The organism is Mannheimia sp. USDA-ARS-USMARC-1261 (assembly GCF_000521605.1).
In the GTDB taxonomy this organism is placed as follows: domain Bacteria; phylum Pseudomonadota; class Gammaproteobacteria; order Enterobacterales; family Pasteurellaceae; genus Mannheimia; species Mannheimia indoligenes.
On record NZ_CP006942.1, the window covers coordinates 1,575,400 to 1,589,228 of the forward strand.

Here is a 13,829-nt window from a genome sequence, read left to right on the forward strand (position 1 = left end):
CTACATTTAATCTATTATTTTCAATAAAAACAAAAAATATGCTAAATAATTAATACAATATTTTTGATCCTTATCAATAATATATGATAATTATTTGCAATAATATTTTATAGGTCTAAAATACCCTTCCTAAAATTAAGGAGATAATAAAATGCTTAAAACAAAACCCTATTTTCATAAAAGTTTGATTGCTATCAGTTTATCTAGTTTTTTATCTGTGGCTTATGCACAGCAGCAACAAATAAATAATCCTCATTCTCTTGTTAATTTATCTGAGCAAATAAGTGCAAAATATAGTGGGAAAAACGTCAAGTTAGGGGTATTAGACGGTGGATTTATAGTTAAGCACCCATTTTCCGGTAAAAGAATTACGCCATTAAAATTCCAATTAACCACACCAGAAGGCGAATTGCGCACCTATGATCCAACTTACCCTCAGCTTGAAGTTACTAAAACGGAAAAAGAGGGGCAACCAGCACTACAAATAGGGTACGAAGTGCACGGTGCAAGTGTTACTGGCGTGATATCAGCAAAATCAGATGAAAAACTTGGATTTAAAGGGGGTATTGCTAAAGATGCCGATGTTTACATTTCTACCAATACACGTAAACGAAGTCTAGAAGAACTTTTGGCAGAAGCTAAAAAAGAGCAAGAAGGTGAAGAGCAGGACGAAAAAGAACCTAGTTTAAGTGAATTAGCCGAATCTGACTTATTAATTGGTACTGATAAAGATATGGTCTTTGAACGTTCAGAATGGGCAACTGCATTAAATAAACTTATTGATAAAAAACTTTTTGCTATTAACAACAGCTGGAATATTGATCCTGTTAGTGATGATATCAAGGTAATTGATAAATTTTATCAATCCATAAAAAAATCTACAGATCACCCTCTAATTCAAGCATTAATGAATGCAAAAGAGAAAGATGCACTGCTTGTGTTCGCAACAGGTAATGAAAAGAAAAAACAACCTGGTGTAATGGCGATGATGCCACGCTATTTCCCGGAATTAGAACGTATATATCTTGCAGTTGCTGCTGTTGATAATAAGAAAAAAATTACTGAATATTCTAATCACTGTGGTGTGAGTAAAAACTGGTGTTTGACTGCACCGGGAGATTTGCACGTCCTAAATGCAACACCTGATGAAAATAAAAAACCAATATATAGCCTTCTAGCATCTAACGGCACATCTATTGCTGCTCCCGTTGTTACAGGAGCGTTAGCAATAGTGAAGGAAAGATTTGATTATCTGACACCTTCACAAATTCGTGATACTGTACTCACTACAGCAACCGACTTAGGTGAAAAAGGTGTTGATAGTGTATATGGTTGGGGGCTTCTAAATGTAGAAAACGCACTTAGTGGACCTATGCAATTTTTAAGTGATGAAGCAGTTAATGTTTCCCGAGATGATCGTTGGACAAATAATTTCTCTAGCCGATTTAAATTTACAAAAACAGGAAATAAATCCTTAAGTCTTGATGGTAATAATACATTTACAGATCTTTCTGTTGAAAAAGGTGAGCTAGACTTAAATGGTAAAACAACCGCGAATAAAATCACTAATAATGCAACTTTAGGTGTAAATCATACCACTATCAAACAAAGTTATACTTCATCTAATGATAGCCAATTAACTGTTTTAGGAAAGATTGGGGGAATTGCTCAAGGGCAAGCAACGGTTCAATTAGCAGGTTCTCTTAAAATTGATGATCGGTTAACAGAAATAGCAAAGGCGAGAGACATTTCTGCTAATGTACTACAACTAAAAGACAACTCTTCTTATCAAGGAGGTTTTGATCATCTGTCTGAAAATACGAATTTAACTGCTCGCGGTTTAAGGCAGGATCTTTATTTTAATAACAAAGGCATTGTTGCAAAAGTAAACAGCAATAAGCCAATTACAGATAAATATGCCGATGCAAACGGGCAGACAGGATTACATTTGCTAAATAATTTAAGAAATAGCCCGCTTGCTTATCGTCGCGGTTTTTATAATGATTGGCTTCAAGGTGCATTAGAACATAATAAGTTAGATGATCTTCATTATGCTGTATCTAACCATATTTACGCTGAAAGCATTGAGCTACTGCGTAGCCAAAATGCAAAAGGTTTAGAACAAGCTCAACATAATCTTTTTATAGCGTATCATTCTCCGCTAAAAACCAATGTATGGACAGGACACCTACAGCAAAAACAGTCATCCAATGATAAGAATAATACGGAGATCAAGCAACATCAGTCCCTATTAGGTGTAAGCCATAAATTAAATGATAAAGCATTATTAACCGTACAGTTCTCCCAACAAAAAGATAAGCTAAATAAACTATATGCAGAAGCAGAATTGAAGCAAACTACACTAAATCTTGGCTTACGTTATGATTTAGCAGATCGTTGGTTCAGTGAAACAGCGATACAATTTGGGCGTCAAAAATATCGACAAACTCGCCAATTTAAAAATGAGCAGTTAGGAAAAGCAGATAATAGAGGTTCAAGTGTTGGTGGAGAAATTCGACTTGGTTATCAATTTATACCAAATCAATGGATTATTGAACCAAGCCTTGGGTTACAATTGACACAAACTAAAATGAACAACTTGAATGAAACTGGTGTATTAGCCTCTCGTACAAAATCTATTCGCTACAATGACGTGAATGTTGTACCAAGTGTAAAATTACAACGCAAATTCCAATTTGATAATGGGAGTATTTCTCCATATATTAGCTTAAGTTATCTCCATCGGTTAAATGGGAAAGCCACCAATATTAATAGCCAAATTGCAGACTATACTCTTCATAGCCAAGCGAAGATTAAACGTTCAAACTACTTAAATAGTGAAATTGGAGCGAAATTACAATATAAAAATTGGTTTGCCTCCGCTAATTTGAGTTATGATCGTTTTAAATCTACTCACAATTTAGGCTGGAAAGCATACATCGGATTAAATTTCTAAATCTCACTTAAAATATTTGGCATATCACAGTATATGCCAAATATTTCTTCCTGAATTTATCTAAAACTCTAGAAAACAATAACACTTAATTGTATTATATGGAAAGCACTTTTAACACCCCAACATTTATTGAATTATTTCCAAACGAGAAAAGATTTACAAAGCTATTAAGAGAATATTTACGTTATCATCTGCATAAAATATGGTGTTCTTCTCAATGCTATGAGTTAAATAACTATCTTACTAATAATCCTTTATGGGCGGAATTATTCAAACAAAATTTATATCGCTTTAATACGTTACTCGAAACCTATTGTGATAAGAAATTCAATAAGAAAGAACGATTAAATGCAATTATCACTCACTTTAATTGTGCAGAAAAACTATTTGGAGCTGCTTATTGTAATCAGTTAGTAAAAGATAGAGAAATATGTTTAATTAAACTAAGTGATGAATTAAGCCTCTACCTAAGTATTAACCAAATAGATCCACAAGAAGGTTTTTTCTCACTCAATATTCAAAACAACGAAAAAGAACATATTTATGATGCCTCTTTTACCCTTTTAAGTAAAAATCAGTTATTGATTTCATCTATTCAAGGACCCAATACTGAACTCTCTCAGTTATTAATTAAATCTGCAACTAAACAATTATATGGTGTTCGTCCAATGTTTATGTTAGTAAATATATTTAAGCTAATAGCTCAATATTTTAATTTAGAACTTTTAGGTATTCATCATAAAAACCAAGCAAAATATCGTTGGAATGATCACTCTAAATTATTATTTAATTACAATCTATTTTGGCAAGAAAATGGAGGGACATTAAATTCTAATAATTATTGGCGATTACCTATCATACTTGAGAAAAAAGAACTAAGCACAATTCCGAGTAAAAAACGCTCTATGTATAAAAAACGCTATGAACTATTTGAAAAGATAGAACAAGAACTGAAAGAGCTATGGTAAACAAATAAAATATGACATAATTTTCAATAAAATTATCCTACTTGTTTTTATAAGAATAAAACCTTGAATAAATTCAAGGTTTTATTTTAAAAGAGCAAAAATAATATAAAAAATAACCGCTTGTATTAAATTATTCTACCATTTTAGTTACATACAACGTAATCCCATCAACACGTTGAACCTGTACTTTATCACCTAAATTAAGCCCTATTCCCATCACTCGCCAAGTGGTATCGCCAAACTTACCTCTAGCAACGCCATTTTCCAGTATTTCAACAATTATACCTTGCATACCAATCATTGATTGCTCTCTTGAATTGAGCGATGTAGATTTATCATCTTGTTTATCTTTAGTATGTTGATATTTCCACCAAATCAAGCTAAAGACAATGGCTAGAATCGCGAAGCCACTAATTTGAATACTCACAGATAAATCAGGCAATAGCCAAACCAGCATTGCCAGCAAAATGGCAGAAAATCCCCACCACATAATCAATACGCCTGGAATAATTAATTCTAAAGCAAGTAACACAAAGCCTAAAATTAACCAACTACTCCAGTTAAATAGCCAATCCATATTTTCTCCTTGCTAAAAGCAGAACTACTTACTGCTATTCTTAGTGCCTTTTAATAATTCAGCAATACCTGCAACAGAACCGATTAAATTGCCCGCTTCAAGAGGCATTAACACCACTTTACTGTTTTCTGCCGAACCAATATCTTTTAATGCTTCAGTGTATTTTTGAGCAATGAAATAATTAATTGCGGTGGTATCGCCTTTTGCAATAGCCTCAGATACCATTTGAGTTGCTTTTGCCTCCGCTTCTGCTGCACGTTCACGAGCTTCCGCTTGTAAGAATGCTTCTTGACGCTCCCCTTCGGCTTTTAAAATACGAGATTGCTTTTCACCTTCTGCACGTAGAATTTCAGCTTGTCGGATACCTTCTGCTTCTAAAATGTCTGCACGTTTATTGCGTTCAGCTTTCATTTGAGCATTCATCGCAGCTACTAATTCTTTTGGTGGGCGAACATCACGAATTTCAATTCTAGTTACTTTTACCCCCCAAATATTGGTTGCTTCATCAACAATCGAGAGCAAGCGACTATTAATGACATCACGTTGTGAAAGCATATCATCTAAATCCATCGAACCTAACACAGTACGCATATTTGTCATTGTTAAATTTACAATCGCCTGTTCTAAATTATTCACTTCATAAGCTGCCCGGCGAGCGTCAATGGTTTGAACAAAGCAGACTGCATCAATAGACACACTGGCATTATCACGAGAAATAACTTCTTGCGATGGAATATCTAATACCTGTTCCATCATATTGATTTTTCGTCCAACTCTATCAATAAAAGGTAAAACAATATTTAGTCCCGGAGTGAGGGTTTTGGTGTAACGCCCGAAACGTTCAATTGTCCAATGATAACCTTGTGGCACAATTTTGATAGTTGAACTTAATACTACCAGCACCAATATTGCAAATGCAGCACCTAAAATCGGTAAATCAAATTCCATCTTTTTCTCCTTTAAATAAACAATTAAATTTCGATAGGTAGTTGCCAATTAATTGGGGATATTTCTTTTGAAATCAAGTAATTATTTGCTTTTGAGAAATGTTTACAGCCAAAAAATCCACGATAAGCCGACAATGGCGATGGGTGCGGAGAAGCTAACACACAATGTCGATTACGATCGATAAACTGCCCTTTTCTCTGAGCGTGGCTACCCCAAAGTAAAAACACCAAATTCTCTCGATGTTCATTTAATTGTGCGATAACTTTATCGGTAAAAATCTCCCAGCCAATTTGTGAATGTGAGCCTGCTCTACCTTGCTCAACAGTTAAACTCGTGTTTAACATAAAAACGCCTTGTTTTGCCCAATCAATTAAATAACCGTGATGCGGAATCTGAAATCCTTCAATATCTTCGGATAATTCCTTATACATATTCAACAAAGATGGGGGAGGAGCAACAGGAGGTTTAACTGAAAAGGCTAACCCGTGTGCTTGATTTGGTCCGTGATAAGGATCTTGTCCTAGAATCACCACCTTCACATTGCTAAATTCTGTTAAAGCAAAAGCACTAAATACCTCATTTTGTGGCGGATATATTACTTTGCCTGATAACCGCTCATTATGTACATATTGCAAAATCTGTTGAAAATAATCTTTTTGCTTTTCTTCGCCTAAGGCTTCTGTCCAAGTTTTCATAAAAACACCCAATTGTGATTAAATTTCATTCAAATAGAATACTGTAAGCTAAAAATGGTTAAATTTTTATCGCTTTTTATCTAAAAACAGGTACAATAATTTCAAATAAATTTGAATATTTAAACTTTTTTCGTAATTTTCAATTTCACTCTTTATAGGAGAACTTAAAATGATTAAAGGTGTACAAATCACTGAGTCAGCAAACAGCAACTTATTAAACTCTTTTTGGTTATTAGATGAAGCTAAAAATGAAGCTCGTTGCTTAGCAGCTAAAGCGGGTTACCAAGAAGATCAAATCGTTGCAATCAGCGAATTGGGCGACATTGCATACCGCGAAGTACCAGTAAATGTTGCTCCAACTATCAAAGTGGAAGGTGGCCAGCACTTAAACGTGAATGTTTTACGCCGTGAAACATTAGAAGATGCAATCAAAAACCCGGAGAAATATCCACAATTAACCATTCGTGTTTCAGGTTATGCCGTGCGTTTCAACTCATTAACCCCTGAACAACAACGTGATGTTATTACTCGTACTTTTACTGAAAGTCTATAATAACAGTTTTTAATGCGAAGAAGCACCCATATTGATCTGACCCCAAAAAGTTAGACTCATTTAATTCAAGGACTGAGTTCTGTATTCCACAGAGCTGAGTCCTTTTAGTTTCACTTGAATACGCTCATTGTTGTAGTAATGAATGTAGTCGTGAATCGTCTGCTCAAGCTCGGCAAAGGTATCAAACCGCTTGCCAAAATAACATTCCGTTTTGAGCCGTCCGAAAAAACTTTCCATTGCCCCATTATCCAAGCAGTTTCCTTTTCTTGACATACTTGGCGTAATGCCGTTTTTTCGACAAATTTCCCTAAAACCTGCCATCTGGTATTGCCAACCTTGGTCAGAATGCAGTATCGGTTTTGCACCGTTAAGCTTTGCTATCGCCTGCGTCATCATTTGGCTAATCTGCTCAAAATTGGGGCTCTCTGCTAAATCATAGGCGATAATTTCACCATTGAACAAATCCTTGATTGGCGATAAATAGAGCTTGCCTTCCGCACATTTAAATTCCGTGATATCGGTAGCCCATTTCTCATTTGGCTTGCTGGTTTGGAAATTGCGTCCCAACAGATTGTCCGCAATTTTACCAACTTCCCCTTGATACGAACGGTATTTTCTGCGTTTGCATTTTCCCTTCAAACCCAATTTTTGCATTATCGCTTGGACTTTTTTGTGGTTAATCGTCCAAATTTTTCTCAGCATTAACGTGATACGGCGATAACCGTAATTCCCCTTATTTTCGTGATAAATCTCAGCAATTTTTTGCTCAATCATAGCATTTTTATCCACTTTATCGGCAAGATGATAAAAATAAGTGCTGCGTTTTAAACCGATAAGTGGCAATAGCATTTCAAGCGGAAAGTGATTTCGCAACCTTTTTACGAGACCTGCCTTTTCCGCATTTTTTCTTGGTTGAGTTCCTGCAACTTTTTTAGGATGGCGTTCTCCGCTTCCAATTCTAAAATGCGATAACGCAAGCGTTCTTCTTCGGTTTGGGGTGGCGGTGGCATTTTCGGGTATTTCGGTTTCATTGTCGGACGACCTTTGAGTTTGGGAAATAAACCGTTTATACCCTGTTTATCAAAAGCTTGCAACCATTGACTGATGATACCTGAATTGGCAATCCCAAAATGAAAGCAAGCGTTTCTTGCAGAAAATTGTCCGTTTTTGACCGCTTGTACAACGGATAATTTAAATTCGGGTGAGTAAATCCGCTTTTTACCTAAAACAGCTAACCCATTGTTTCCATTATAATTATATTGGTGAATCCAACGCTCTAATGTTGTTTTGGCAAGCTGAAAATGCTGACGGGTGAGAGATCGATTTTTCCCGTTTTGAAGATAAAATTCGATCACTTGTTGTTTGAAAGATGGGTTGTATTTAGTCATAAAAAATCTGCACCTTAATCAGTTGGTGGTTTAGTCCAACTTTTGGGGGGCAGATCAAAGAATCTCTTTAATCGCATATTAACGAATTTTATTCAATTTATAATTGTTTGTGCTTTTTACCGTATTACCGTTCGGATCGCAAAGTTCAACATATTGGTCGGAAACTTGGAATGCCAAATTACCGGAAGCGTGCTCTAAACGGATAACGTTTGATTTGTTGGCTTCCCAAGTGTATGTGCCGTTATCACGGTAAGAATACTCTTTTTTATCTTTGAAATAGATAGTATCGTATTGATAAGTTCTATCTGCGTTTAGAGTCAGCTGTGCTTGAATTTTTTCGCAGTCAGCACAAGGAAATACACCTGCATAAGTACCTGTTACGCTTTTTTGTGGTAACAATGAACACGCACCTAGCATAGTTGCGGTAAATCCAATGAGTGCGATTTTTTTCATATTCTTTTCCTCTTTTTAAATTTTAACGCTCGGATTTACTCTAAATTCAAGCTGGGTTATTTCAGGTAAATCGGTTTGTATCTGTGCTAACAGAGCAGTTTGTTGTAACAATAAACCTTGCCTCACGGTTGCACTTTTTACATTAATAATGAGTTGATTATCAACTAAATTTGCCACTCGGTAAAGCCCACGATAAGATTCCGGCAAGATTTTCTGAATTTTTTGGTTTAAATCATTCACAAAATTTGCCTTTTCGACAATTCGACTTAAAGTGGAGTTCTGTAAAATTTCGTTAATCTTTTTAGGTGCTGAATTTTTCATCTATTATTTACTTTATCTCTATTTTTATACTTGATTTTACGTTACTTGACCCAATTATTTGATAACTCTGATTAAATTTAGCGTATAATCACTTAAATTTTTATTTAATCTTAACTTAATGAGCTTATTTTTTAAACATTTTCATAGGGCGCCTTTTTGGTCGCAACTTTTTTTCGGAATGGTTGCGATGCTTGCGTTACCTGAAATTCAGGCGGTTAATCCAAATGAAAGTGAGCAAGAAGCAGTTATCAATCAATCTTTTCTTCAGTATGCTCAAGCTACGAATGAGCTAGAGCAACAATCACTTTTTATCGCAGAATTGAACTACGATATTGTGGAAATTAAACCACAAGCGGTCAATTTTTGCGAATTTTTTACTAAATCTTACCGCTTGGATAAACAAAATATTTATCCAATCCGAGCAGGACCTTACGCCTAACTATAAATTTAACGTTTAAAATCAAATAATTAACAATGTTTATATTTAGGAAAATACAATGATTTCAAAATTACTTACCTCTATTTTTGGCTCAAGCAATGACCGTACGCTAAAACGTTTAAGAAAACGAGTGGTGCAAATTAATAAACTTGAGCCGACATTTGAACAGCTATCTGACGAAGAATTAAAAGCCAAAACGGCTGAATTTAGACTCCGTTTAGCAGATGGGGCAACCTTAGACAGTTTATTGCCTGAAGCCTTTGCAACGGTTCGAGAAGCGAGTAAACGTGTGTTAGGTATGCGTCCGTTTGATGTACAGCTTATTGGCGGTATGGTTTTAACAGGGCGTAATATTGCCGAAATGCGTACCGGTGAAGGGAAAACATTAACTGCAACTCTGCCTTGCTATTTAAATGCTTTAACCGGTAAAGGGGTTCATGTTGTAACCGTGAATGATTACCTTGCTCGCCGTGATGCGGAAACTAACCGTCCATTATTTGAATTTTTAGGCTTAACCGTAGGCGTGAACATTCCTGGTTTACCGCCGGAGGTTAAACGTGCGGCATACCAAGCGGATATTACCTATTCAACCAATAGTGAATTAGGTTTTGATTACTTGCGTGATAATTTAGCTCACGATAGAAATGAGCGTTTTCAACGTGAATTACATTACGCATTAGTGGATGAGGTGGACTCTATCTTAATTGATGAAGCTCGTACGCCATTAATTATTTCAGGACCAGCGGAAGATGCGACTCAAATTTATCAAGCAGTAGATCAAATTATTCCGCATTTGATCGCACAAGATAAAGAAGATACCGAAGAATACACGGGCGAAGGAGATTTTACCCTAGATCTGAAAAACAAACAGGCTCATTTAACTGAGCGTGGTATGGTGAAAGTAGAGGACTTCCTTACTCAAATGGGCTTGATGGAAGAAGGGGAGAGCTTATATCACCCGGCTCGTATTTCGCTTTTACATCACGTTAGTGCGGCGTTGCGTGCTCATAAATTGTTTGAACGCAATGTGGACTACATTGTAAAAGATGGAGAAATTGTCATCATTGACGAGCACACCGGGCGAACAATGGCAGGTCGTCGCTGGTCTGATGGTCTACATCAAGCGATTGAAGCAAAAGAGCGTGTGAATATTCAAGGCGAAAACCAAACCGTTGCTTCTATTACTTACCAAAACTATTTCCGTCTATACGAAAAATTAGCAGGTATGACAGGTACGGCAGATACCGAAGCTTTTGAATTCCAACAAATTTACGGCTTAAATACCGTTGTTGTGCCAACAAACAGACCGGTTATCCGTGTAGATCGCACTGACTTAATGTTCAAAAGTGAAGCAGAAAAATTTGCGGCGATTATTACTGAAATTAAAGATTGTATGGAACGCCAGCAACCTGTGTTAGTGGGGACAGCATCGGTAGAAAAATCGGAGTTATTATCGGCAGAATTAACCAAAGCGGGTATTCCTCACAATGTATTAAATGCAAAATTCCACGCCCAAGAAGCAGAAATTGTGGCGGAAGCAGGTGCACCGGGTGCAGTAACTATTGCAACGAATATGGCTGGTCGCGGTACAGATATCGTGCTTGGCGGTAACTGGAGAGTGGAAATTGCCAAACTTGAAAATCCAACTCAAGAACAAATTGATGAAATTAAATCAGCGTGGCAAGAGCGTTACAACACGGTAATGCAAGCAGGTGGTTTGCACATTATTGGTACAGAACGCCACGAGTCTCGCCGTATTGACAACCAGTTGCGTGGTCGTTCCGGTCGTCAAGGCGACCCGGGTTCATCACGTTTCTACTTATCATTAGATGACTCGTTGATGCGAATTTACCTCAATGAAGGTAAATTGAATATGATGCGTAAAGCCTTTACTGAAGAAGGCGAAGCGATGGAATCTAAACTATTAACCAAAGTAATTGCATCGGCACAAGCAAAAGTAGAAGCTCATAACTTTGACGGTCGTAAAAACCTTTTACAATATGACGATGTGGCGAACGAGCAGCGTAAAGTGATTTATGAACAACGTAATCACTTATTAGATACTGATGATATTTCATCAATGATTGAAACTATTCGCCAAGATGTATTTGATAGCACCATCAGTGAGTACATTCCGCCTCAATCTATTGAAGAAATGTGGAACGTGCCGGGCTTGGAAGAGCGTTTACGTCGCGAGTTTGGCTTAGATTTACCGATTTCTCATTGGTTAGAAACCGAAAAAGATCTACACGAAGAAACCTTGCGTGAGCGTATTCTCAATATTGCTATTGAAGAATATAAAGCGAAAGAAGAGAAAGTTGGTGCTGAAGTAATGCGTAATTTTGAAAAAGGTGTAATGCTACAAAATCTTGATGAATTATGGAAAGAGCATCTTTCTTCTATGGACTACTTACGCAAAGGCATTCACTTGCGTGGCTATGCTCAGAAAGATCCGAAGCAAGAGTACAAAAAAGAGTCTTTTGCAATGTTTACCAATATGCTTAACACCTTAAAATTAAATGTGATTAGCATTTTAAGCCGTATTCAAGTGCGTAGCCAAGAAGAGGTGGAAGAGGCTCAACGTTTGCAAGCAGAAATGGAAGCTAAAGCGGCGGAGCAATCACCAATCGATGAGCCAGCACAGCAAGTTGATCTTGAAAGTTTAAGTGATGAAGAGTTAGCAAACTTAAACATTGGTCGTAATGATCCTTGCCCTTGTGGTTCAGGCAAAAAATATAAACATTGTCACGGCAATAAAGCGAGATACGCATAATGATACAAGCGGTTATTTTTAGACAGAAATTTGCAAATTATCGTCTAAATCTGACCGCTTGAGTTTATAGAAAGAGTAGAGGAAATCTATGTCAAAACCGATTATTCAAGTATCAGCCGGTATTATCCGCAACGAATTTGGGCAAATTTATTTGACCCAACGCTTAGAAGGGCAAGACTTCGCTCAATCATTAGAATTTCCGGGCGGTAAGGTTGATGCCAGTGAGACTCCTGAAGAAGCCCTTAAACGTGAGTTAGAAGAAGAAATCGGTATTCAAGTGCTAAGTGCTTTTCCCTATGAAAGTTTCAGCTTTGAATATCCAAACAAGATTATTCAGTTTTTCTTCTACTTAGTGGAAGAATGGGTAAATGAACCCTTTGGTCGAGAAGGGCAAGAGGGCTTTTGGATCGCACAATCTGATTTAGATGAAGGGGCTTTCCCACCGGCTAATGCACAATTGATTAAACGTCTAAAAGCAGAAATAGAAAATCAAGAATAGTAGTTGTTTAATCTGCCATTCTTTCTTTTAAAGAAATAATCTTTTTTCATAACGCACATTTATTCCTTATCTTTATTTGGATAGAATAAAAGTTCCTTAACTAAAATTTAACAAATCGACAATTCAAGCGAGGAACTTTTATGAAAAAAATCGTTATGTTAGCAGCTGCTATTACTGCTGTATCTGCAAATGCGGCAACTTATAAAATTGACCCATATCACGCAAATGCAAGATTTAGCATTGACCATTTTGGTACAAGTAGCAACGTGGGCGGTTTCTACAATTTAACAGGCGAATTACAGCTTGATGTAGAAAAAAGCACTGGCTCAATTGATGTAACTATTCCGGTAAGCAGTTTACAAGCAAGTAGCCAAGATTTTACCAATCACTTAAAATCGGCTGATTTATTCCACGTTGAAAAATTCCCGGAAATGCGTTTTGTTTCAACCAAATTCCATTTTGCCGATAAAAAAGTAACGGAAGTAGAAGGTAATTTAACCTTATTAGGCAAAACTCATCCGGTAACCTTAAAAGCGACAAAATTCAACTGCTATCAAAGCCCAATGTTAAAAGCTGAAGTATGTGGCGGCGATTTCGTAACCACTATCGACAGAAGCCAATGGGGTATGAACTACCTTGTTGATGTGGGTATGACAAAAGACGTTGAAATTGCAATTCAAATTGAAGCAGCGAAGCAGTAACTATTAAGCGAATCCGCACTTATGTGCGGATTTTTTTATGGTTTTCGTTCTCTTTATTTGACTGAAATTCCACCACCAAGCGGTGAAGTTTGCAAAATTTTTTACAAATTTCACCGCTTGCCCTTGAAAGTATGAAATCCGCCTTTATATTGTTAGACGTTACGCTTTTTTGCGTAGAATTATCAATCATCAATTTATAAGAGGAACAGAATATGGCACTTCGTCCATTACACGATAAAGTTATTTTAAAACGTGAAGAAGTTGAAACAAAATCGGCAGGTGGTATTGTTTTAACCGGTTCGGCAGCAACAAAATCAACCCGTGGTAAAGTAATTGCAGTAGGTACAGGTCGAATTTTAGAGAACGGTTCGGTTCAACCCTTAGCGGTTAAAGTAGGTGATGTCGTTATCTTCAATGAAGGCTACGGCGTGAAAACCGAGAAAATTGATGGCGAAGAAGTGTTAATTTTAGCAGAACACGATATTTTAGCGATTGTAGAATAAATTCATTGTAATGTAGGCGTGTATTACATACGCCTACACACATCAAAAAAAGGAA

General features: G+C 36.6%; 14 protein-coding genes. 8 read left to right on the plus strand and 6 right to left on the minus strand.

Going from position 1 to position 13,829, the window contains the following annotated elements:
• Positions 1–151: 151 nt before the first annotated feature.
• Entirely contained in the window at positions 152–2,956 is a 2,805-nt protein-coding gene (locus X781_RS07500) for a S8 family peptidase (protein ID WP_025236272.1), read from the plus strand.
• A gap of 98 nt (positions 2,957–3,054) precedes the next feature.
• Positions 3,055–3,924, plus strand: a complete 870-nt coding sequence (locus X781_RS07505; protein WP_025236273.1) for a VirK/YbjX family protein — start codon at positions 3,055–3,057, stop codon at positions 3,922–3,924.
• Between the two features lie 130 nt (positions 3,925–4,054).
• Here X781_RS07505 and X781_RS07510 read toward each other — a convergent pair whose 3' ends face one another.
• The 3 genes from X781_RS07510 to ung are packed head-to-tail and all read right to left on the minus strand — an operon-like array spanning position 4,055 to position 6,144.
• A complete protein-coding gene (locus X781_RS07510) occupies positions 4,055–4,501 on the minus strand; it encodes an NfeD family protein (RefSeq protein ID WP_025236274.1) in 447 nt (148 codons plus the stop codon).
• 24 nt (positions 4,502–4,525) lie between these two features.
• Positions 4,526–5,449: an SPFH domain-containing protein gene (locus X781_RS07515; RefSeq protein WP_025236275.1), complete on the minus strand. Its 924-nt coding sequence runs from the start codon at positions 5,447–5,449 to the stop codon at positions 4,526–4,528.
• A 23-nt stretch (positions 5,450–5,472) separates the two neighbouring features.
• Positions 5,473–6,144 (minus strand): uracil-DNA glycosylase, encoded by a 672-nt coding sequence (gene ung, locus X781_RS07520; protein ID WP_025236276.1) that lies wholly within the window; start codon positions 6,142–6,144, stop codon positions 5,473–5,475.
• A 169-nt stretch (positions 6,145–6,313) separates the two neighbouring features.
• Between ung and grcA the strand changes: the two genes are divergently transcribed.
• The gene (gene grcA / locus X781_RS07525) at positions 6,314–6,697 is read left to right on the plus strand and encodes an autonomous glycyl radical cofactor GrcA (RefSeq protein ID WP_025236277.1); all 384 of its coding nucleotides are present in this window, start codon (positions 6,314–6,316) and stop codon (positions 6,695–6,697) included.
• A gap of 60 nt (positions 6,698–6,757) precedes the next feature.
• Here grcA and X781_RS12040 read toward each other — a convergent pair.
• From X781_RS12040 to X781_RS07545, 3 genes are all read right to left on the minus strand, one after another.
• Positions 6,758–8,085 (minus strand): IS3 family transposase gene (locus tag X781_RS12040; protein WP_144084207.1). Its coding sequence is split into 2 segments (ribosomal slippage): positions 6,758–7,632 and positions 7,632–8,085, totalling 1,329 coding nucleotides; the frame shifts between segments, so codons are not numbered across the junction.
• A 78-nt stretch (positions 8,086–8,163) separates the two neighbouring features.
• On the minus strand, positions 8,164–8,538 hold the full coding sequence (locus X781_RS07540) for a copper resistance protein NlpE (protein WP_025236280.1): 375 nt from the start codon (positions 8,536–8,538) through the stop codon (positions 8,164–8,166).
• Positions 8,539–8,553: 15 nt separating this feature from the next.
• Complete coding sequence (locus X781_RS07545) at positions 8,554–8,859, minus strand: DciA family protein (RefSeq protein ID WP_025236281.1); 306 nt, start codon at positions 8,857–8,859, stop codon at positions 8,554–8,556.
• 118 nt (positions 8,860–8,977) lie between these two features.
• Between X781_RS07545 and secM the strand changes: the two genes are divergently transcribed.
• From secM to X781_RS07570, 5 genes are all read left to right on the plus strand, one after another.
• Positions 8,978–9,298 carry a secA translation cis-regulator SecM gene (gene secM / locus X781_RS07550; protein WP_025236282.1) on the plus strand — a complete coding sequence of 107 codons (321 nt, stop codon included), beginning with the start codon at positions 8,978–8,980 and terminating at the stop codon, positions 9,296–9,298.
• A gap of 58 nt (positions 9,299–9,356) precedes the next feature.
• Complete coding sequence (secA, locus tag X781_RS07555) at positions 9,357–12,071, plus strand: preprotein translocase subunit SecA (protein ID WP_025236283.1); 2,715 nt, start codon at positions 9,357–9,359, stop codon at positions 12,069–12,071.
• An 88-nt stretch (positions 12,072–12,159) separates the two neighbouring features.
• Positions 12,160–12,570: an 8-oxo-dGTP diphosphatase MutT gene (gene mutT, locus X781_RS07560; RefSeq protein ID WP_025236284.1), complete on the plus strand. Its 411-nt coding sequence runs from the start codon at positions 12,160–12,162 to the stop codon at positions 12,568–12,570.
• Between the two features lie 140 nt (positions 12,571–12,710).
• A complete protein-coding gene (locus X781_RS07565) occupies positions 12,711–13,271 on the plus strand; it encodes a YceI family protein (protein ID WP_025236285.1) in 561 nt (186 codons plus the stop codon).
• Between the two features lie 212 nt (positions 13,272–13,483).
• The gene (locus X781_RS07570; RefSeq protein ID WP_025236286.1) at positions 13,484–13,774 is read left to right on the plus strand and encodes a co-chaperone GroES; all 291 of its coding nucleotides are present in this window, start codon (positions 13,484–13,486) and stop codon (positions 13,772–13,774) included.
• Positions 13,775–13,829: the final 55 nt, after the last annotated feature.